General features: G+C 39.4%; 19 protein-coding genes and 1 pseudogene. 14 read left to right on the top strand and 6 right to left on the bottom strand.

What is annotated here, in order from left to right; all coding sequences use genetic code 11:
- Positions 1-26: 26 nt before the first annotated feature.
- Positions 27-503, bottom strand: a complete 477-nt coding sequence (locus MKY78_RS07590) for a glutathione peroxidase (protein WP_339217166.1) — start codon at positions 501-503, stop codon at positions 27-29.
- Between the two features lie 88 nt (positions 504-591).
- Entirely contained in the window at positions 592-1,560 is a 969-nt protein-coding gene (locus tag MKY78_RS07585) for a rhodanese-related sulfurtransferase (protein ID WP_339217165.1), read from the bottom strand.
- A 393-nt stretch (positions 1,561-1,953) separates the two neighbouring features.
- On the opposite strand from MKY78_RS07585, the gene cspD reads away from it, so the two are divergent.
- The 6 genes and pseudogenes from cspD (at position 1,954) to MKY78_RS07555 (ending at position 6,509) form a co-directional block, all read left to right on the top strand.
- Positions 1,954-2,151 carry a cold-shock protein CspD gene (gene cspD / locus MKY78_RS07580; protein WP_186869647.1) on the top strand — a complete coding sequence of 66 codons (198 nt, stop codon included), beginning with the start codon at positions 1,954-1,956 and terminating at the stop codon, positions 2,149-2,151.
- Between the two features lie 596 nt (positions 2,152-2,747).
- Positions 2,748-3,569 (top strand): annotated as a pseudogene (gene ltrA / locus MKY78_RS07575) (group II intron reverse transcriptase/maturase); the annotation flags it as partial.
- 150 nt (positions 3,570-3,719) lie between these two features.
- Positions 3,720-4,835: an IS4 family transposase gene (locus tag MKY78_RS07570; RefSeq protein WP_339213018.1), complete on the top strand. Its 1,116-nt coding sequence runs from the start codon at positions 3,720-3,722 to the stop codon at positions 4,833-4,835.
- A gap of 84 nt (positions 4,836-4,919) precedes the next feature.
- The gene (locus MKY78_RS07565; protein ID WP_339217164.1) at positions 4,920-5,423 is read left to right on the top strand and encodes a group II intron maturase-specific domain-containing protein; all 504 of its coding nucleotides are present in this window, start codon (positions 4,920-4,922) and stop codon (positions 5,421-5,423) included.
- 105 nt (positions 5,424-5,528) lie between these two features.
- Entirely contained in the window at positions 5,529-6,203 is a 675-nt protein-coding gene (locus MKY78_RS07560; RefSeq protein ID WP_339217163.1) for a class I SAM-dependent methyltransferase, read from the top strand.
- Between the two features lie 9 nt (positions 6,204-6,212).
- On the top strand, positions 6,213-6,509 hold the full coding sequence (locus MKY78_RS07555) for a hypothetical protein (protein ID WP_339217162.1): 297 nt from the start codon (positions 6,213-6,215) through the stop codon (positions 6,507-6,509).
- On the opposite strand, the gene MKY78_RS07550 is transcribed toward MKY78_RS07555, so the two are convergent.
- Positions 6,502-7,383 carry an NAD(P)-dependent oxidoreductase gene (locus tag MKY78_RS07550; RefSeq protein ID WP_339217161.1) on the bottom strand — a complete coding sequence of 294 codons (882 nt, stop codon included), beginning with the start codon at positions 7,381-7,383 and terminating at the stop codon, positions 6,502-6,504. The genes MKY78_RS07555 and MKY78_RS07550 overlap by 8 nt on opposite strands.
- 83 nt (positions 7,384-7,466) lie before the next feature.
- Here MKY78_RS07550 and MKY78_RS07545 point away from each other — a divergent pair, with 83 nt between their 5' ends.
- Complete coding sequence (locus tag MKY78_RS07545) at positions 7,467-7,916, top strand: GNAT family N-acetyltransferase (protein WP_339217160.1); 450 nt, start codon at positions 7,467-7,469, stop codon at positions 7,914-7,916.
- An 81-nt stretch (positions 7,917-7,997) separates the two neighbouring features.
- Positions 7,998-8,672 carry a TraR/DksA C4-type zinc finger protein gene (locus tag MKY78_RS07540; RefSeq protein ID WP_339217159.1) on the top strand — a complete coding sequence of 225 codons (675 nt, stop codon included), beginning with the start codon at positions 7,998-8,000 and terminating at the stop codon, positions 8,670-8,672.
- 55 nt (positions 8,673-8,727) lie between these two features.
- On the opposite strand, the gene MKY78_RS07535 is transcribed toward MKY78_RS07540, so the two are convergent.
- Both MKY78_RS07535 and MKY78_RS07530 read right to left on the bottom strand, forming a co-directional pair.
- Positions 8,728-9,570: a hypothetical protein gene (locus MKY78_RS07535; RefSeq protein WP_339217158.1), complete on the bottom strand. Its 843-nt coding sequence runs from the start codon at positions 9,568-9,570 to the stop codon at positions 8,728-8,730.
- A gap of 112 nt (positions 9,571-9,682) precedes the next feature.
- A complete protein-coding gene (locus tag MKY78_RS07530; protein WP_339217157.1) occupies positions 9,683-10,990 on the bottom strand; it encodes a trypsin-like peptidase domain-containing protein in 1,308 nt (435 codons plus the stop codon).
- A gap of 182 nt (positions 10,991-11,172) precedes the next feature.
- Between MKY78_RS07530 and MKY78_RS07525 the strand changes: the two genes are divergently transcribed.
- Together MKY78_RS07525 and MKY78_RS07520 are read left to right on the top strand one after the other, a co-directional pair.
- Entirely contained in the window at positions 11,173-11,859 is a 687-nt protein-coding gene (locus MKY78_RS07525) for a response regulator transcription factor (RefSeq protein WP_339217156.1), read from the top strand.
- Between the two features lie 2 nt (positions 11,860-11,861).
- Positions 11,862-13,196: a HAMP domain-containing sensor histidine kinase gene (locus MKY78_RS07520; protein WP_339217155.1), complete on the top strand. Its 1,335-nt coding sequence runs from the start codon at positions 11,862-11,864 to the stop codon at positions 13,194-13,196.
- On the opposite strand, the gene MKY78_RS07515 is transcribed toward MKY78_RS07520, so the two are convergent.
- Positions 13,183-13,821, bottom strand: a complete 639-nt coding sequence (locus MKY78_RS07515) for a hypothetical protein (RefSeq protein ID WP_339217154.1) — start codon at positions 13,819-13,821, stop codon at positions 13,183-13,185. The genes MKY78_RS07520 and MKY78_RS07515 overlap by 14 nt on opposite strands.
- A 140-nt stretch (positions 13,822-13,961) precedes the next feature.
- Between MKY78_RS07515 and typA the strand changes: the two genes are divergently transcribed.
- The 4 genes from typA to treC all read left to right on the top strand — a co-directional run bounded on the left by typA (position 13,962) and on the right by treC (position 20,775).
- Positions 13,962-15,791, top strand: a complete 1,830-nt coding sequence (gene typA / locus MKY78_RS07510) for a translational GTPase TypA (RefSeq protein ID WP_339217153.1) — start codon at positions 13,962-13,964, stop codon at positions 15,789-15,791.
- Between the two features lie 157 nt (positions 15,792-15,948).
- A complete protein-coding gene (locus tag MKY78_RS07505) occupies positions 15,949-16,992 on the top strand; it encodes a PQQ-dependent sugar dehydrogenase (RefSeq protein WP_339217152.1) in 1,044 nt (347 codons plus the stop codon).
- 187 nt (positions 16,993-17,179) lie between these two features.
- Entirely contained in the window at positions 17,180-19,093 is a 1,914-nt protein-coding gene (gene treP, locus MKY78_RS07500) for a PTS system trehalose-specific EIIBC component (protein WP_339217151.1), read from the top strand.
- A 23-nt stretch (positions 19,094-19,116) separates the two neighbouring features.
- Complete coding sequence (gene treC, locus MKY78_RS07495; RefSeq protein WP_339217150.1) at positions 19,117-20,775, top strand: alpha,alpha-phosphotrehalase; 1,659 nt, start codon at positions 19,117-19,119, stop codon at positions 20,773-20,775.
- Positions 20,776-20,777 lie beyond the last annotated feature (2 nt).

Here is a 20,777-nt window from a genome sequence, read left to right as displayed (position 1 = left end):
GATGAGCAAGACTCACCCGCGTTAACTTATCCTAATAACTTAACAATGTCTTTCTCTATTTTATCTGGTGTTGTTTGGGGGGCAAAGCGTTTTGCGACATTGCCATTTTGATCGATTAAGAATTTAGTGAAATTCCATTTAATATCTTCTGACAAAAAGCCCTTCGCCTCGCTTGTTAAATGTTTAAACAATGGATGCGCATCTGGACCCTTAACATTGATTTTCTCAAACATTTGGAATGTAACCCCATAGTTCATTTTGCAAACCTCTGCTATTTCCTCTCCTGATCCTGGCTCTTGATTACCAAATTGGTCACAAGGAAAGCCGAGAATTTCCAACCCTTTATTCTGATAGGTTTCATATAGTCTTTGTAGTCCTTCAAATTGAGGAGCAAATCCACATTTACTTGCGGTATTGACAATCAGTAAAACTTTACCTTTATAATCACTTAGATTTTTAGTTGCACCTTGCAATGTGACTGCGGAAAATTCATATATACCCATTGTATAATTCCCCTCCTTAAATTCATCATAGCAAATGGATGCCATTAATAAAAATAAAAAAGACGACCATTGGCCGTCTTTTCACTACTTATTGAGCTACCTTTTCTTCTTGGGCAATGATTGCTAGTCTGCGATCAATTTCCTCTTGAGATAGGTTATGCTCTTGTACATATAGATTTCTTGGGTGTACACGACATTCATGTGTACAACCACGCATATATTTATGCTCATTTTCTTCTGAGCAGAGAATTTGTTTATTACATTCAGGGTTAGCACAATTTACAAAGCGTTCACATGGCTCCCCATCGAAGTAATCCTTACCAACGACAACATGCTCTTTACGGTTAATGTCTACAGCAATACGTTCATCAAACACATAGCATTTCCCATCCCATAGCTCACCTTGAACTTCAGGGTCTTTACCATATGTTACAATCCCGCCATGAAGCTGTGCAACATCTTCAAAGCCTTCTTTAATCATCCAGCCAGTGAATTTCTCACAACGAATTCCGCCTGTGCAGTACATTAAAATCTTCTTACCTTCAATAAGGTGTCTGTTTTTACGTACCCATTCTGGTAGCTCACGGAAGTTATCGATATCAGGGTTAAGTGCACCACGGAAATGACCTAATTCATATTCATAGTCATTACGAGTATCCACTATAACAACGTCATCACGTTCCATTGCTTCACGCCACTCTTTTGGTGTTAGGAATTCACCAGTTAATTCTTTTGGATCAGGATTTTCTTCTTCATCTAGACGAAGCGTTACTAATTCTTTACGTGGGCGAACATGCATTTTCTTAAATGCATGACCATCATGCTCGTCTACTTTAAAGGTTAAATCAGCAAAGCGAGGGTCATTGTGCATCATTTCCATGTACTTGTTTGTGCTTTCCACAGTTCCAGATACAGTACCGTTAATTCCCTCTTTTGCAACTAATACTCTTCCTTTTAATCCGATTTCTTTACAAAAGGCTAAATGATCTTTCGCAAAAGTTTCCGGATCTTCGATGTCTACATACTTGTAGTATAATAAAACTCGATAATCTCCCATTTTCATTACCACCTATCATTCATATTTGCAAGATATAAATGTTGGTAGTCGCTATTTACTTTTTATAATCTTGCAAGTGTATAGTTTAACAAGTTTTTAGCAAAAATTCAACTGCTTATTCAGTAGTACGTTTATCTGTTTTGTTACGTTTCCACTTGTTTATTATTCAACTGCTTTTATTTTGCATAAAATTCAAGTTGTCTAATAATTTTTTGAATTTTTTTAAGTAAAACATTCTCATTCACTTGATTTTTTCCATTCAAAGGGGTAAAGTATAGGTAGCAAAAGGTAATTGAAATTAGTAATACTTTACGATCTCTTTATCCGAAGTAGGTGTAAAAGTATTAGGGTTCAATTGTACTTTGCAAGCTATTTGATAAGGAGGTCATATAAATGACTGGTAAAGTAAAATGGTTTAACGCAGAAAAAGGTTTCGGTTTCATCGAGCGCGAAGACGGTGACGATGTATTCGTACACTTCTCAGCTATTCAATCTGAAGGTTTCAAAACTCTTGAAGAAGGTCAAGACGTTGAATTTGAAATCGTTGAAGGTAACCGTGGACCACAAGCAGCTAACGTTGTTAAACTTTAATTAAAAACACAACTACAAGGCTTATCTCAAGTGAGATAAGCCTTTTTATAGTGTGCCAGGCATGCACACATTCTCTAGGGTTGAAGTCCTGAATCACGAAGGCAGTAGTAGTGATTAGCTTAAGACAAGGGTGTCTAGGGTGACCTAGAATCTGAAGGAAGTCAGCGGCAAATCTCCGCCTCGAGGAACACAAACTTCATATAAGGCTAGATGTTCTTGGATGAGACTGCTATACAAGTTGAAGTCCTTACTGCCAAAGGGAGCATAGAGTAAATGGAGCGAGGACATGGAGAGGAAGAATGTGTGCTTACCCTGGGAGGTCTGATAGAAATGCGGTACACCTGCCGTAACCGAACATGAGAATGTTCGCTGAACTATCAGAAGTCAGCCGAAGCCATAGTACCGAATGCTCCTAGGGTATTCGGGAAGGGCTGAATCATCTAAGGAGAATTGCCACTTTGCATACGCAACACTTGATGACGCAGAAACATAAGAACCTTCCTAATGGAGGAAACGATGAATCTCGTGGGGGACATTAGAAGGGCTGAAAGTAGTTGCCACATAAGAAGGACGGACAATTCGCGTAGGAGTTCGATATCATGTTGGAAAGAATACTATCACGGGAAAACTTAATACAAGCACTAAAACGTGTAGAAAGAAACAAAGGAAGTCATGGTGTGGATGATATGCCTGTACAAAACCTACGAGCACATATCATGAAACAGTGGACTACCATTCGGGAACAACTCGAAAAGGGAACCTACTACCCTCAACCTGTTCGTCGTGTCGAAATCCCGAAACCAAACGGTGGGAAGAGAAAGTTAGGTATCCCTACCGTGACAGACCGATTCCTCCAACAAGCAATCGCACAAGTCCTAACGGAAGTTTACGACCCTACATTTTCGCGATACAGTTATGGATTCCGTCCAAACAAGCGCGGACATGATGCGGTGAGACAAGCTAGAAATTATATCAAGCAGGGTTACCGTTGGGTAATCGATATGGATTTAGAGAAATTCTTCGATAAAGTAAATCATGACAGACTGATGCGAACATTAAGTAAAAGAATTCAAGACCCAATGGTCTTGAAATTAATCAGAAGATATTTACAGGCAGGAATTATGGAAGATGGGTTAGCTTGTCCTAATACAGAAGGTACTCCCCAAGGAGGCCCCCTAAGTCCACTACTTTCCAATATTGTCCTCGATGAACTGGATAAAGAACTGGAGAAAAGAGGACTTCACTTCGTCCGTTATGCAGACGACTGTAATATCTATGTTCGCTCCAAACGTGCGGGTTTACGAATCATGAATACTATCACTAAATTCATAGAAGAGAAACTGAAACTCAAAGTAAATGGAGACAAAAGTGCGGTAGACCGCCCATGGAGACGCAAATTCCTTGGATTTTCTTTTACCATCCAGAAGCACTAGCGTTGCATTAAATTAATTTTATTATTAAAAATACTCGAAATGTTCAATTTTATTGTTTTGCGCAAAGAAAAAGTCCTTTATAATGGATAAGTCAGGTGGTAAACCCGTCCAAATCCACTAAAAAGGACAAATCTCATGGACAAGATTACACGAAAAACTTCATTTGGACAATGGTTTTCACCAATTAATTTTCAATTATTTGAAGAACAGGTGAAAACATTGAAATTAGATTTCTATACGAAAAAATTAACGACAGAGTCGTTCCTAAAGTTACTGCTTTTTGCACAGCTACAGGAAGTCGAGAGTCTTCATGCACTAAGTGACTGCCTCTTCGATGACAAGCTTCAAAGGGCTATCGACCTTGATTCTATTAGTATTTCTCAGTTATCACGACGATTAAATGGGCTGAATCCCGACCTTTTCCAAAGACTGTTTCTCGATTTAGTATCACAAATTCATGCCAAAACGCATTATACGAAACTTGTAATGCCATTAAAAATTATTGATTCTAGCACTTTGCCACTGAATTTGACGAATCATAAATGGGCAAAATTCCGCAAAACAAAGGCAGGAGTGAAACTGCATCTGCGTCTTGTATTTATGGAAAAAGGCACTTCTTACCCAGAAAAAGCCGTAATGACAACTGCAAAAGAACATGACCGAGGCCAGCTTGAAATTATGGTAGATGACAAAGAATGCATGTATGTGTTCGACCGTGGTTACTTAGACTACGAACGTTTTGACCGCATGACCGACGAGGGCTACTTTTTCCTTTCAAGGCTGCGGAAAAACGCAGTCATACGGGAAGTTTACAACTTTAAGTTGCCCGAAAATATGCCTGTTTTATCAGACCAAATGGTCTTAATTGGTACTACACAAAACCGTGCTGAAAATTATTTTCGCCTGATAAAGGTCTTGGATTCAAAGGGAAATGAACTCCATTTAATTACAAATCGTTTTGATTTAAGTGCCGAAGAGATTTCAGAAATGTACAAATCACGCTGGGCAATTGAATTGTTCTTCAAATGGATCAAACAACATCTCAGCATTAAGAAGTTTTACGGTCAGAGCGAATGGGCGATTCAAAACCAAGTATTTATCGCACTTATTGTTTTTTGCCTTCATGTTCTTGTGCAAATTGAAACAAAAAGCAAGCGAAAAACGCTACAAATTAGCCGTTATTTAAGGGCTGCATTATGGAAACCAGCGCATATTTGGCTTCGAAAGATTGAAGGCAAATCCGTCCCTTAATAAGCAAATTGTCGTTGTCACACAGGTCTAATTGTAAATTATTTCCAAATGGATGGAGCCACCTTTAATTCGGTATTTACTTTTTTGGCTCTAAACAGAAGATATAATAAAACTGAAAATTACGACATTATTTTTGCGACACTAGTGATCCAGAAGGAAACCCCGAAAATCCGGGTTTCAAAAGAAAGTGTAAAACGCTTTAAACAGCGAGTTCGTGAACTGACTTCTAGAAGGAAATCGGTGGCGATGGATAGAAGGATGGAGAAACTAAATCGATTCCTAATAGGTTGGTTAGGCTACTACCAACTGGCAGAAACGCCTTCTTTATTCAAGAAACTAGATGCCTGGATAAGAAGAAGGTTACGAATGATTCGTTGGAAGGAATGGAAGAAAGTCCAAACAAGGTACCATAACTTAATTCGATACGGAATTAAGAAAGGAAAAGCGTGGGAATGGGCTAACACAAGAAAGGGATACTGGCGAATAGCTAAAAGCCCAATCTTGCATAAAGCCCTTGACGACCAATATTGGTCAGGCCAAGGGCTAAAGAGTCTATTTAGTAGATATCAAACGTTACGTTGGACTTAGATGGAACCGCCGTATACGGAACCGTACGTACGGTGGTGTGAGAGGTCGGAGGTTAATCGCCTCCTCCTACTCGATCAGTATAATTTATTAAGGTGAGGTGAGGGGATGAAATCATTTAATTGGACCGTAAAGTCAAAGCAAGAATGGAATGATCGGGCAGACTTTTGGAATAGTCGGAGCAAAAGCATGTGGGATAGCGGTAGTAGAAAAGATATCATTCCATTCTTAACTAGTCACCTTCATAGCCAAGCTAAGGTATTAGACGTTGGTTGTGGGGACGGCTATGGAACCTATAAGCTGCATGCATTAGGCTATGATGTTGTTGGCGTTGATATTTCCGAAGAGATGATTGCTTATGCTAAAAAGCGTGGCACTACCATTCCTTTTCACGTCGCGGATGCATCGAACCTACCAGTGGAAAGGGAATCGGTAGATGCTATTTTAAGTATTAATGTATTAGAATGGGTTGAAGTACCAGCTATTGCGCTACAGGAATTAAAAAGGGTGTTAAGTAAGGGAGGCCTTCTTTGTGTTGGAATCCTAGGTCCAACTGCAGGACCAAGGGCGACTAGTTTTCGGAAAGTGTATGGTGAAAAGACGATTAGTAATTCGATGATGCCTTGGGAATTTCAAAAGCTCGCAATAGAAATGGGCTTTGAATTGGAGGATGAACTAGCCGTATACAAAGAAGGCGTAACGGAACGTCATTATGAAGGATTATCTACTCCGCTCAAACAAGCAATAAGCTTTATGTGGGTCTTTTTGTTACGAAAAAAGTAGGTGAATAAGTTGGATAGGAAACAACTAGAAGAACAAATTATAGAAAAATATCAAAACGATGAAAAGATGATGATTTTAATTTTTGCACAGTGGTGCATAAACCATGAATTAGATCCTGTTGAGCTATACCAAATGGCATATCCAGGTCAAATGAAAAATCATGCTTTAGAAGAAGCGATGGAATTAACCGTTCCCAAAAATGAAGCAGAAGATATTTCGAATGAGACCGTATTAAATGTTCTGCAGCTTTTTGGGAACGATGACTTAGCTTTTGTTGTCCAAAGTGAAATAGATAGGTTTAAATAGACGAATCGAATAACTTAATTAATGCTTGTGTACCGCTGTCTTCTTCGCCCTTTTCTGCTAATTCCTCATATAACTGGAGAGATAGCGCAAGGCCTGGTGTCGATAGACCCATCTCCTCTGCAGATTCTAAGGCAATTTTCATATCTTTAATAAAGTGTTTTACATAAAAGCCTGGTGCAAAGTCTCCTTCAATCATACGTGGACCGAGCTTCGATAAGGAAAAGCTTCCGGCCGCTCCGGTAGTGATGGTATCTAGTACGCGTACAGGGTCAAGCTTGGCTTTTTTGGCATAGACAATTGCCTCACAAACCCCAATCATATTTGTCGCAATTGCGATTTGATTACTTAACTTCGTATGCTGACCTGCCCCAGCCTCACCTTGAAGAACGATATTACTGCCCATCGCTTCAAGGATTGGGTAGACTGCATCATATGCGGCTTGGTCTCCCCCAACCATAATCGCTAATGTACCATTTTTAGCACCAATATCTCCGCCTGAAACTGGTGCGTCTAATGCATGTATTCCTTTTTCAGCTGCCTTGCTATATATTTCCTTCGCTAAAGATGGCTTGGAGGTCGTCATATCAATGATATAACTTCCGGCATTTGCATTTTCAATAATACCATTTTCGCCAAAATACACTTGCTCCACATCTTGTGGGTAACCGACAATGGAAATAATAACTTCTGATTCTGCTGCTAATTGGGCAACAGAGTCTTTCCATGCTGCTCCTTGCTCCAATAACGATTGTGCTTTTTCCTTTGTTCTTGTATAAACAGCTACTGGATAGCCTGCTGAAAGAAGGTTTAATACCATACTTTTCCCCATAACACCTGTACCAATAAATCCAATCTTTGTATCATTTGTAAGCATAACATGACACTCCTCTCTAAGCTTTACTATATAATGAAAATTAGGATTATAAAAGTGAAAACATTCTGAGGAGTTGGACAAGCGTGGATTGGCATATCAAGAAATTTCAGGAGTTAACCAATGATGAATTATATGAAATATTAAAGGCTAGAACAGATATTTTTGTAGTGGAGCAAGATTGTCCATATCCTGAATTAGATAACCAGGATCAAGAATCATTACATTTCTACTTAACCGTTGATAGAGAATTGGCAGCTTACATACGATTAATTCCTAAAGGATTAAAGTATGAAAACTATGCAGCAATCGGTCGGGTATTGGTTGTGAAAAAATTCAGGTCACATGGCTATGCTCGTCAAATAATGGAAAAGGGAATTCGATATATCCATGAGCAATGGCATGAGAATGAAATCAAAATACAGGCTCAAGTGTATTTAAAGAAATTCTATGGGTCATTCGGGTTTGAACAAGTTTCCAAAGAATATTTAGAGGATGGCATTCCACATATTGACATGGTTCTAAAACGAAATTAAAGAATCATTATGTTCCTTTTACACATAGTATTATTAGCAACCTTTTTCAAGTCAATCCGTTTTTATAGAGGAGGCTAATAAATGATTTCAGGTGAGCAATTGAGTCAGTTTAAGCATGCATTATTAGCTCGGCAAAATGAATTGATTGACCATGTTCAAGATCATTATGGGTTGTCTCGGGAATTTATTAAAGAATCAATGGGAGAGCTATCAAATTACGATAATCACCCTGCAGACCATGGAACAGAGTTGTTCGAAAGGCAAAAGGATTTAGCCCTCAATGAGCATGTTGAAAAGGAACTAGAGGAAATAAATGAAGCGCTACATGCCATTGAACAAGGAACATATGGTATTTGTCGAGAGTGCGGTGCGGATATTCCTTTGGAGCGGTTGCAAGCTATTCCTACTACAGATCGTTGTGTACATCATGCGACAAACGATACATTTAATCGTGAACGAACGGTTGAAGAGGAAGTGTTTAGTCCAAATATTAATCCAAATGAGGTGTCTGATGAGGAACAGGTCGGCTATGACGCCGAGGATACATGGCAGGAAGTAAGTCGTTATGGAACTTCAGAAACCGCCGCAGACTTCTATGGTGATCAAGAGGATTACGATGAGATGTATCCGAATCATGACGAAAACGTAGGCCATGTAGAGGATATTGAGAACTTTGTAGCCGCAGACCAACATGGTAATTTCATTGGTGTAACCCCAAATCATAATAAATATGAAAACCAGCTAGAACAAGAATAAATGAAAGCACACAACAATCCATAGGTTGCTGTGTGCTTTTTCTTGTTGTTCTCATCTACGATAAATAGTAAAACAGTTCTCTCATGATACTTCCAAATAGTGAGTTTGAAAATAGTACGATTAATAACAGCTCTGATACATATAGTCCCAATAACGTATAGATCTTATCGAAACCATCCCCCTCTTTTTCCCACAATATAAGTGCAGGAACGACAAAAATTGACCCTACTACGCCAATAGCCAATAATAGGACGGGAATGACGGGCATTTGAACAATCAGCAATAAACTACCAGCTATATAAAATAAGCCAAATGGTAATATATAAGCCCCGTACTTACCAAGTACATCTAGAAATGATAAATTTATTTTAACAAGTTTTGCTGCTGCAAACGTAATAGCGATAAAGCCTGCAAATAATAATATGTATAAGAATAATGGCACTAAAAATCCGTAAAACATCGATGGTGCTGGCATGAAAAAGCTGTTCCGTGAGTACATAGCCATAGGGATGAAAGTACTTAAGGAAATAAACAAAGCAATTGCTACTAATGTAATCAGTGCTGAGTACTTATCCTTATGATTCGCTTTCCTGGCCATACTAGGCTTTTTCACTAACGTCATAAAGAAGTAACCGAAGTTAGTAAAGATGGAAGCTAATTGATCGGCAAAATCGTTTTTGGCTTCTGTTGTTTCGTTTGTCTCTTTTTCCTGAGCATGATCGGTACCGGTAGCTTGGGAAGGGATAGTCTCTTCTTCTTTGTTTGTTGAATCGACCTTTTCCTCAGGGGATTCTTCTGTTAATCGGTCATTATAGTCTTCGTTTTTTTCTAGTGGTGATCCACACTGCACACATAACGCTCCTGTCCCTGATTCATGGCCACAATGTTCACATTTCATAACTCCACACTCCATTTATTGAATAATAATTAAATGATACTATAAACAAATTCGGCAGGAAAGGACAAAAATAAATAAAAAGAAGGGAGAGGTACCCTTCTTTTACACTGGTTTATTCATTTTTATCCATTAGCTCAAGGTCAATGACTTGTTTTTCGCCATTTCGATATATTTCCAGTTTAACCGTATCACCGACTTTGGTCTCTGAATACATATATTTTCTAAGTTCCAGCGCTGTTGGTGTTTCGTGATCATCAATCTTCGTAATGACATCAAATTGCTGTAATCCGGCTTTTTCGGCAGGTGAGCCTGGTTCTACACTGGCTACGACCATACCATGATCAACGCCATCTGGAAGAATGACGTTATGGCGATATTGCATCGGAACTTGGTTTAATGTAGCCATACTAATACCAATAAATGGACGTTGCACTTTTCCATTGGTTTCTAGCTGTTCCATGATAGGTAGGGCAGTGTCAATAGGAATTGCAAAACCAATTCCCTCAACTTGGGTGCTGGCGATTTTCATAGAGTTAATACCAATTACTTCTCCAATAGAATCAACTAATGCCCCACCACTATTACCAGGATTGATTGCTGCATCTGTTTGAATAACCTCTGTGACCCAATCGGCTACCTGATCACCAGTTGTGTCGACTGACACAGATCGATTTAATCCACTAATAATCCCTTTTGTTAATGAATTGGCAAATTCCATACCTAATGGATTACCGATAGCAAATACGGTTTCTCCAACTTGTTTATCTTCCGTTGTTCCTAATGTAGCAACGCGGTTTACTTTTTCCCCGTCAATCTCAAGTACTGCCAAATCAGTTAATTCATCTGTTCCGAGGACTTTTGCTGGGATACGCTCATCGTTAGCTAATACGACCTCGACCTGCTCGGCACCATTTACGACGTGATGATTCGTAACGACATATGCTTTTCCATTTTCCTTTTTATAAATGATACCAGAGCCGGTTCCTGCTTCTTCACTGTTTGTCCAAATGCTTTGACGTTGTAAATTACTTACCCCTACCACTGCTTCCGAAACTTCTGCAATGTTTGTAGAACTGTCAGCATCCTCTGAGGCCATAGTAGTGATGACGTTTTGCCCAGAATGATGATTGCTGCCTTGTGCACCATCAGCCTTACTTGTATTTTCAAATGCTATGACATTCGTGAGGAGAAGTGCTAATAAAATGGCAACTGGGATTAAACCTCCCACTAAACCAAAAAAGAATGCCTTCATGTTAGAGGGACCTTTCGAGTTTTCTTTTTTCTCCTTTTTTTCCTTTGGTGTGGTATGTGGCTTGGTTAACCCTGGATCATCAAGCTGTTCTGCTTGGTAAGATGTATTATCATGATTTAATGAATGTTCTTGCTCATTTTGTGGATTATGTTGTTCATTGTTCTCCATAAAACATTCACCCTTTCTTAATCTATAGCTATAGCATACCCTTAAGGCTCGGCACAGCTTAGGTATAATTGTGGAATAAATGTGGAAATATGCAAAATTTATATTGTGTTTCTTTTATTTAATGGTAAAAGGGTTTAAAATTTTAGATGTGAACTCTATAAGAAAATAGTGTGGTGATGAGTATGAATTATCATATTGCAGTGATTGAAGACGACCCGAATATTCAGGCAATCGTCTCCGCCTTCCTTAAAAAAGAGGGATATGAAGTGACGGTAATGGATACGGCAGAAAAAGGGATGGAACTATGGGAAGCAAACCCTCCTGATATGTGGATTGTTGATATTATGCTACCAGGTATGGATGGCTACGAGTTTTGCCGGAAAATCCGAAATGATAGTGAAGTCCCAATCATTATTGTGTCTGCGAAGGATGAAGAAATTGATAAAATTCTCGGTCTAGAATTAGGTGGCGACGATTACTTAACCAAGCCATTTAGTCCGAGAGAGCTTATGGCACGTATTAAACGAATTTTTAGGCGATATCGTCCAGAGGAAAAACAGGAGCAACATGAAGGTAATCAGGTTATTGTCGATCGTTTAGTTATTGATAAGAATAACAGACGAGTCTTTTGGGATGAAGAAGAAAAAGATGTCACAACAAAAGAATTTGATATGCTGCTTTTATTTGCCCAAAATGTCAATCGAGCCTTTTCTCGAGAGGAGCTTTTAACACGGGTTTGGGGGGATGATTATTTTGGTAGTGATCGAGCAGTGGATGATTTAGTCAAACGGATTCGAAAAAAACTACAAGAGCTACCACTAGAGACGGTATGGGGTTTTGGATACCGACTCAGGGATAAAGAGGAATAGCGATGAAGCTTCAATATCAATTAAATGCGGCATTTACAGCGTTACTACTTATCATTATGGCTGTTACGTTTTACGTTGTGTATTCATTAATACTAAATTTATTAATTCAAGATGAACAAAGACAGCTAGAGCAAAAAGGTGAGATTATTGTAAGTGTATTAGATGAAGCATTCATATCAAGGGAGAATTTAAGAGGCTTCAATGAATTTTTACAAGAACAGGATTTACAATTATTCTTGTATGATCGCGGGCAAAATACGGTACATTTCTCTACCCTACCGACTTCTGTTGTTACAGGATTATTTATGAATAATGATTTCAGCAATCCTAATGAAGAGCTATGGGAATACGGTAATGAGAAATATGTGACCTCTCGTATTCTAATTGTGCCACAAAGTCTTGGGTTAGAATTGATTTTACTTACGCCATTACAGGATCTACAAATTGTGCAACAGGATTTTATTGTACGGATGTTAATTGTTTTCCTTATTGGAGCGCTTGTTGCAATTGGTCTCAGTTACTTTTTAACTAGAAAATTAGTAACACCGCTAACTAGGCTTAAATATCAATTGAAGAAAATTGAGAATAGGAATTTTGATGAGGTAGAACCGATTCAGGCATCAGGGGAAGTAAAAGAGGTTGCACAGAGTGTTTATGATATGGCAAATGAGTTACAGCGCTATATCAGTACACAACGAACGTTTTTCCAAAATGCTAGTCATGAATTAAAAACCCCACTAATGACTATTCAAGGCTATGCGGAAGGGATAAAGGAAAAGATTTTTGAAGCAGAGGAAGAGGAAAAAGGTCTTGAGGTTATCGTTTCGGAGGTAAATCGACTGAAGAAGATTATTAATGAAATGATATTACTTGCGAAGCTGGAGAGTGAAGAGATTTCCTATCATCAAGAAAAAATAGCATTAACAGATTTAATCAATAAAGTCATGGAACGGGCCTTACCTATTGCAACCGAAAAGGGTGTCACACTTCAGCAGCAGGTAGAGGAGCAGCTTTATCTAATAGGAGATGAAGAAAGAATTTTACGTGCTTTGTTAAATCTGACCTTTAATGGTGTTCGCCATGGACAACGTCAGCTGCTTATTACAGCACAAGAGAGTAATGGACAAGTGCAAATCATAATTGAAGATGATGGGGAGGGGATTTCTGACGAATTAATGCCACATATTTTCCACCGTTTTGTTAAAGGTAAGAATGGAGAGACGGGATTAGGTCTTGCCATTGCAAGGGCTATAATTGAACAATCCAATGGAAAAATTGAAGCTAGTAGGTCCAATCTAGGCGGGGCTAAATTTACATTAAGTTTTACAAGGGATTGACATTGTTAACTGTCGTCATGATGGATGAATTTAAGATGGGCTTAACGTTGGGGTAAATGAGCCCGAGTGTGAGGGAGATGAGCCCGAACTTGGGGTAAATGAGCCCGAGTGTGAGAGAGATGAGCCCAACCTGGGAGCACATGAGCCCGAGTGTGAGAGAGATGAGCCCGAACTTGGGGTAAATGAGCCCGAGTGTGAGAGAGATGAGCCCAACGTTGGGGTAAATGAGCCCGAGTGTGAGGAAGATGAGCCCAACGTTGGAGCACATGAGCCCGAACGCGAGAAAGATGGGCCCGAACTTGGGGTAAATGAGCCCAAGCGCGAGAGAGATGAGCCCAAGCGCGAGAGAGATGAGCCCAACGTTGGGGTAAATGAGCCCGAACGCGAGAAAGATGGTCCCACCCCGGTAGCACATGAGCCCGAGCGCGAGGGAGATGAGCTCACCCCCGGGATAAATGAGCCCGAGCGTGAGAAAGATGAGCCCAAACCCAGAGCACATGAGCCCGAGCGCGAGAAAGATGATCCCACCCCGGGAGCACATCAGCCCAAACCCGAGAAAGTGCACCCACCCCCGGGAGCACATGAGCCCGAGCGCGAGAAAGATGATCCCACCCCGGGAGCACATCAGCCCAAACCCGAGAAAGATGCACCCACCCCCGGAGCACATGAACCCAAGCACTCGATAAAAATAAAAAGACAGTATTCACGATATATGATATAATAATCTAGTTTGATTCAGTCGGATACAAGAGGAGCGTACTTTTTATGCAATTAAGAGAAGATATTCGTAATATCGCAATTATTGCGCACGTTGACCATGGTAAAACAACATTAGTAGACCAATTACTGAAGTACTCTGGTACTTTTCGTGAAAACGAGCAAGTAGACGAACGTGCAATGGATTCCAATGATATTGAGCGTGAACGTGGAATTACGATTTTGGCGAAAAATACAGCAATTAGCTATAACGATAAAAGAATTAACATCTTAGATACACCAGGACACGCAGACTTCGGTGGAGAGGTAGAGCGTATCCTGAAAATGGTTGATGGTGTAGCTCTAGTAGTAGATGCTTACGAAGGAACTATGCCGCAAACACGATTCGTGTTAAAAAAGGCACTTGAGCAAAAATTAACACCAATTGTCGTGTTAAACAAAATTGACCGACCTAATGCAAGACCAGAAGAAGTAGTTGATGAAGTATTAGATTTATTTATTGAATTAGGAGCGGATGATGAGCAATTAGAGTTCCCGGTTGTATATGCATCTGCACTTAATGGTACTTCAGGCTACGAGCCAGATGGTCAACAAGAAACAATGGATCCAATATTCCAAACGATTATTGAACATATTCCTGCACCACAGGATAACCGTGATGAGCCATTACAGTTCCAAGTGACATTGCTTGATTACAATGACTATGTTGGACGTATTGGGGTTGGACGTGTTGTACGTGGAACGATTAAGGTAGGACAACAGGTTGTTGTTATTAAGAAGGACGGCACACAGAAGAACTTCCGTATAAGCAAGTTGTTTGGTTTCTTTGGTCTGAAAAGGATGGAAATTGAAGAAGCAATTGCTGGGGATATTGTCGCAATCTCAGGACTTGAGGACTTAAATGTCGGTGAAACGATTTGTCCACAGGATCATCCAGATCCACTACCTGTATTACACATTGACGAGCCGACTTTACAGATGACGTTTGTTACAAATAATAGTCCATTTGCTGGTCGTGAAGGGAAGTACATTACTTCTCGTAAAATTGAAGAACGTCTAATGAAACAGCTTGAGACTGATGTAAGCTTACGTGTAGACCCTACAGAATCTCCAGATGCATGGATTGTTTCTGGTCGTGGTGAATTGCACCTGTCCATTTTAATTGAGAATTTGCGCCGTGAAGGTTATGAGCTACAATTATCAAAACCAAAGGTTATTCTTAAAGAAATTGATGGTGTGCTTTGTGAGCCAGTTGAACGAGTACAAGTGGATGTTCCAGAAGAGCATACAGGTGCAATAATGGAATCCTTAGGTGCACGTAAAGGTGAAATGCTCGATATGGTCAACCATGGTAATGGTCAGGTTCGCCTAGAATTCAAGGTTCCTTCACGTGGATTAATTGGATATTCTACAGAATTTATGTCTCAAACTCGTGGATATGGTATTCTAAACCATACATTTGAGGCTTATGAGCCGGTTATTAAAGGTCAAGTTGGAGGAAGACGCCAGGGAGTACTTGTTGCTTTAGAGAATGGTAAAGCATCTACTTATGGAATTATGAACCTTGAAGACCGCGGAATCATTTTTGTTGAACCTGGTACAGAGGTTTATGCTGGTATGATTGTTGGGGAGCATAACCGCGAAAATGATCTAACTGTTAATATTACGAAAGAGAAGCATCTAACTAACGTTCGTTCCGCTACGAAAGACCAGACATCAACCATTCGTAAAACGAGAACGATGTCACTGGAAGAAGCGATTGAATACTTGAACGATGATGAGTACTGTGAAGTAACACCAGAATCCATCCGTTTACGTAAGAAAATATTAAATAAAAATGAACGTGAAAAAGCGGCAAAGCGTGAGAAGCAAGTTTAATGTTTAATTAGAGGATATCAGTGGGGAACTACCATTGATATCCTCTTTTTTCATTAGGTAGGTGGATTATACTTATAAAATCAAGATAACTCCTTTACAATGGAATAAAATACTATTGGAGGAGTGGTTGACCATTCGTATATTTCTATCACTGATTATGTTATGTATCTTAATAGGCTGTTCTAATCCAAATGATTCGGTCCAACAAACCAAACCAACGGAAAATAATCTGACGTATGAAGTAGTTATGACCAACTTACAAGAGCCGTGGGAAATCGAAATGCAAAACAATCAGTTTTTCATCAGTGAGCGTAATGGTTTTATTGTGGAAATCGCAGATGGAGACATGAGGCGAATACCTGTAGCATTAGAAAAAACGCTATCGAACCAGCCGGAAGCAGGTCTGTTAGGCATAGCTATTCCTAGTGAAAATGGGGATAGAGCTTATGCCTATTATTCGTACGCTGATGACGAAGTGTATTATCAACGCGTCGTAGAAATAAAGCGAACAAAGGATCAGTGGGAAGAAAGGAAAGTATTGCTCGATCAAATTCCTGGAGGACAGTATCATCAAGGCGGTCGTATCCAGATAGGTCCCGATGATAAACTATATATTACAACGGGAGATGCGTCTATTCCAGAGTTAGCACTGGATGTAGCAAGCTTAGCAGGAAAAATTCTGCGCATGAATTTGGATGGCTCTGTACCATCGGATAATCCATTTCCGAATAGCTATATCTATTCTTATGGTCATCGAAATCCTCAAGGGTTAGCTTGGGATTCGGATGGCAACTTGTTTGCAACGGAACATGGTCAAACTGCCCTCGATGAGATTAATCAAATTGAAAAAGGACATAATTATGGTTGGCCAGTGATTGAGGGAGATGAAACAAGCGAAGGGATGGAGACCCCAATTGTACATTCAGGAGAAGATACATGGGCTCCTTCGGGTATGAGCTACCTGGATGAATTATTTTATTTTGCGTCATTACGTGGGGAAGGAATACGGCAATTTGACCCAAATACAAAGCAGGTTAAGCTTGTTTTTTCAGATGTAGGCAGAGTACGAGATGTTTTAGCTACGGATAAAGGGTTCTATGCTATTAAGAATAATACAGATGGACGTGGTACCCCTGCCGAAGATGATGACAAACTTTTATTTATACCACGAGATATGTTGAAAGAGCTTCCTTCTGAATAAGGAGCTCTTTTTTAATTAGAAGCAATCGGAATAGCGTTCCTCATCATTAATGGTAATACCAATAATCTTTAAGGAAAAGATAAAAAAATAAAATGAAAACATTTACAAAACTTGTATATACAAGTATACTGTGGATATTAAGGTCAACATGTATATACAAGTTAAAAATGAAAGGGGATTCATTCCTATGGCAAATAGAGAAGAGCAATTGATATATGCACCTATAAGTGGGAAAATTGTTCCATTAGAACAAGTTCCAGATCCTACTTTTGCAGAAAAGATGATGGGTGACGGAATTGCCATTGAACCAACTGAAGGAAAAGCAGTTGCACCTTTTGATGGAGAAGTAATCCAAGTTTTTCCGACAAAACATGCAATTGGGATGGTATCAAGCCTTGGAGTAGAAGTGTTAATCCATATTGGCTTAGAAACCGTTGAGCTTAATGGAGAAGGCTTCGAGACGCATGTTAAAGCTGGTGACAAACTTAAAGCAGGGGACATATTGGTTACTTTTGATGTGGATTTGATCCGTAAAAAAGCAAAAAGCACGATAACACCAATCATCATTACCAATGGAGAACAGTTCGCCCCTGTAACGAAGACGGAAGAGAAAGATGTTGTGGCATTAGATTCTGTCCTATTGGGAACAAAGGTAATAGATTCACCTACAGCGTCTAAAAAGAAAGCGAATTCATCGATGAAATATAGTCAAGAAGCTGGAGATATTGTAGCTGCAGTTGGTGGCGTGGATAATATTGCCGGTGCAACACATTGTGTAACAAGACTTCGCTTTGCCTTACATGATGAAGCAAAAGTGGATATTGCGGCTCTGGAGAACCTTGATATTGTAAAGGGATCATTCTCCGCAAACGGTCAGTTTCAAGTCGTAATTGGTCAAGGTACCGTGGATAACGTGTATGCTGCCATGGTCAAAGATACTGGTATAAAAGCGTCATCTAAGGATGATGTAAAAGCACTTGGAAGTAGCAAGCAAAATCCGCTACAACGTGCAATTAAAACATTAGCAGATATTTTTATTCCCATTCTACCAGCGATTGTAACAGCTGGTTTGCTTATGGGGATTAACAATATATTAGTTAACCCACTATTTTCGGAACAATCCGTCGTGGAGATGTATCCATCATGGGCTGGTATTGCAGAGATGATTAATATTATTGCAAATACTGCCTTTACCTTCTTACCAGCTTTAATTGGTTGGTCTGCAGCGAAGCGATTCGGTGGAAGTGAATTGTTAGGTATGGTACTTGGGTTAATCCTAGTTCATCCTGATTTAATGAATGCATGGGGATATGGTTCAGCATTAACAGAAGGATCGATTCCTACATGGAACCTATTTGGATTGGAAGTAGAAAAGGTTGGTTACCAAGGTCAAGTATTACCCGTATTAATTGCTTCTTGGTTATTAGCAAAAATTGAGCTGTTTTTAAGAAAACGCGTAGTGGAATCATTACAGTTATTAGTGGTGGCACCTATAGCCTTATTAATTACCGGATTCTTAGCATTTATCATTATTGGACCTATTACGTTTACAATTGCTTCTTGGCTTACGGACAGTCTAGTTCACGTATTTGATACATTCCCAATTATTGGGGGATTATTATATGGTGGCCTATATGCTCCATTAGTTATTACTGGAATGCATCATACGTTCCTAGCAGTGGATTTACAATTAATTGGTAGCACAGGAACGACATTCCTATGGCCTATTTTAGCATTATCTAACATCGCTCAAGGTGCGGCTGTATTCGGTATTATGCTTGCTGCAAAAGATGAAAAGCTAAGAGGCCTAGCGGGAACTTCTGGTGTGTCTGCATGGCTTGGAATAACAGAGCCTGCAATGTTTGGTGTTAATATACGTTATCGTTATCCATTCATTGCCGCAATTATTGGTACTGCCATTGCCGGTGCTTTTATCACCTTCCGTGGAGTACAGGCAAGTTCAATTGGTGTAGGTGGAATTCCTGCTCCATTATCTATCTTACCGGAGGGTTGGCTTTCATTTGGAATTGGAATGGCAATCGTTATTATCGTACCATTCATTATTACTTTCTTAATCGCCAAAAGTAAACTATCGAGATAAAGATCAGCTTAGGAGTGAATAGTATGCAGCAAGAACCATGGTGGAAAAAAGCGGTAGTCTATCAAATTTATCCGAAAAGCTTTCGGGATACAACAGGCAATGGATTAGGAGATATTAGAGGTATTATCGAAAAGCTGGACTATTTAAATACATTAGGTGTCGACGTACTATGGTTGACACCTATTTACAAGTCTCCACAAAAAGACAATGGATATGATATTAGTGACTATTTCTCTATTGAGCCAGCGTATGGCACAATGGAGGATTTTGAGGAACTGTTAGCGGAAACACATAAGCGTGGAATGAAATTGATTATGGATTTAGTTATCAATCACACATCGACAGAACATACTTGGTTTAAGCAAGCAGCTTCATCTAAAGACAATCCTTATCGCGATTTCTATATTTGGAAGGATTCAATTGACGGGAAAGAGCCGAATAATTGGCTCTCTAAATTTGGCGGATCTGCTTGGGAATATGATGAGAAAACAGAACAATATTATTTACACCTTTTCGATGTTACCCAAGCAGACTTAAATTGGGAAAATGAAAAGCTAAGAAAAGAAGTCATTAACATGATCCATTACTGGGCGGATAAAGGGATTGATGGATTCCGTCTTGATGTAATTAATTTAATATCGAAGAATCAAGATTTTCCGAATGATTCCACTGGTGATGGTAGAAAATTCTATACGGATGGTCCGAGAATTCACGAGTATTTACATGTACTAAATAAAGAGGCTTTCAGTCCATATAACATGATGACGGTTGGTGAAATGTCTTCAACTACATTGGAAAACTGTGTGTTATATACGAAGCCAGAAAGACAGGAATTGGATATGACGTTTCAATTCCATCATTTGAAAGTGGATTATCCGAATGGCGAAAAATGGACAAAGGCTCCTTTTGACTTCTTATCATTAAAGAAAATACTATCCGACTGGCAGGTAGGCATGCATGAGGGGGGAGGCTGGAATGCGTTATTCTGGTGTAACCATGACCAACCTCGTGTCGTTTCAAGATTTGGAAATGATCAAGAATATCGAGTGGAATCGGCTAAAATGCTCGCCACAACGATCCATATGATGAAAGGAACCCCGTATATTTATCAAGGTGAAGAAATTGGTATGACCAATCCAAACTTCCAGGATATTCATGATTATCGGGATGTAGAGTCTCTTAATGCGTTTAAGATTTTAAAAGAAAAAGGAAAATCTGATGATGAGATTATCGCGATTTTAAATCAAAAGTCTCGAGATAATTCCAGAACGCCTATGCAATGGTCATCAGAAGTCAATGCCGGATTCACGAAAGGAACACCTTGGATTCAACCAGCAAGTAATTACCGAGAAATCAATGTGGAGAAAGAGCTTCAGGAGACGAATTCTATTTTCAATCATTATCAGAATTTAATTGCATTAAGGAAAGAATATGATATTATAACTTTTGGGGACTATCAACTATTGCTGGATGATGATCGTCAAATATTTGCTTATACACGTAATTGGAACGGAGAACAATTAATAGTGGTGAACAACTTCTATGGTAAGGAAGCTAAGGTGGAGCTTCCTATTGATTGGAAGGATAATACGATCATTTTGCTATCCAATTATCCAGATTCACCGAATGCATCTAGGTTTACTTTAAGACCATATGAGTCTATCGTGTATTATGTAAAATAAGA

Origin of the sequence: Ornithinibacillus sp. FSL M8-0202 (assembly GCF_037975285.1) — a bacterium.
GTDB classification, from domain to species: Bacteria; Bacillota; Bacilli; order Bacillales; family Amphibacillaceae; genus Ornithinibacillus; species Ornithinibacillus massiliensis.
The sequence above is the reverse complement of the archived record's forward strand: the minus strand, read 5'-3'. Positions and strand labels throughout refer to the sequence as shown.

Coding starts and splice junctions, on each gene's coding strand:
- MKY78_RS07590 (WP_339217166.1), bottom strand. CDS start 503: ATGGGTATATATGAATTTTCCGCAGTCACATTGCAAGGTGCAACTAAA.
- MKY78_RS07585 (WP_339217165.1), bottom strand. CDS start 1,560: ATGGGAGATTATCGAGTTTTATTATACTACAAGTATGTAGACATCGAA.
- cspD (WP_186869647.1), top strand. CDS start 1,954: ATGACTGGTAAAGTAAAATGGTTTAACGCAGAAAAAGGTTTCGGTTTC.
- MKY78_RS07570 (WP_339213018.1), top strand. CDS start 3,720: ATGGACAAGATTACACGAAAAACTTCATTTGGACAATGGTTTTCACCA.
- MKY78_RS07560 (WP_339217163.1), top strand. CDS start 5,529: ATGAAATCATTTAATTGGACCGTAAAGTCAAAGCAAGAATGGAATGAT.
- MKY78_RS07550 (WP_339217161.1), bottom strand. CDS start 7,383: ATGCTTACAAATGATACAAAGATTGGATTTATTGGTACAGGTGTTATG.
- MKY78_RS07540 (WP_339217159.1), top strand. CDS start 7,998: ATGATTTCAGGTGAGCAATTGAGTCAGTTTAAGCATGCATTATTAGCT.
- MKY78_RS07535 (WP_339217158.1), bottom strand. CDS start 9,570: ATGAAATGTGAACATTGTGGCCATGAATCAGGGACAGGAGCGTTATGT.
- MKY78_RS07530 (WP_339217157.1), bottom strand. CDS start 10,990: ATGGAGAACAATGAACAACATAATCCACAAAATGAGCAAGAACATTCA.
- MKY78_RS07525 (WP_339217156.1), top strand. CDS start 11,173: ATGAATTATCATATTGCAGTGATTGAAGACGACCCGAATATTCAGGCA.
- MKY78_RS07520 (WP_339217155.1), top strand. CDS start 11,862: ATGAAGCTTCAATATCAATTAAATGCGGCATTTACAGCGTTACTACTT.
- MKY78_RS07515 (WP_339217154.1), bottom strand. CDS start 13,821: ATGTGCTCCCGGGGTGGGATCATCTTTCTCGCGCTCGGGCTCATGTGC.
- typA (WP_339217153.1), top strand. CDS start 13,962: ATGCAATTAAGAGAAGATATTCGTAATATCGCAATTATTGCGCACGTT.
- MKY78_RS07505 (WP_339217152.1), top strand. CDS start 15,949: ATGTTATGTATCTTAATAGGCTGTTCTAATCCAAATGATTCGGTCCAA.
- treP (WP_339217151.1), top strand. CDS start 17,180: ATGGCAAATAGAGAAGAGCAATTGATATATGCACCTATAAGTGGGAAA.
- treC (WP_339217150.1), top strand. CDS start 19,117: ATGCAGCAAGAACCATGGTGGAAAAAAGCGGTAGTCTATCAAATTTAT.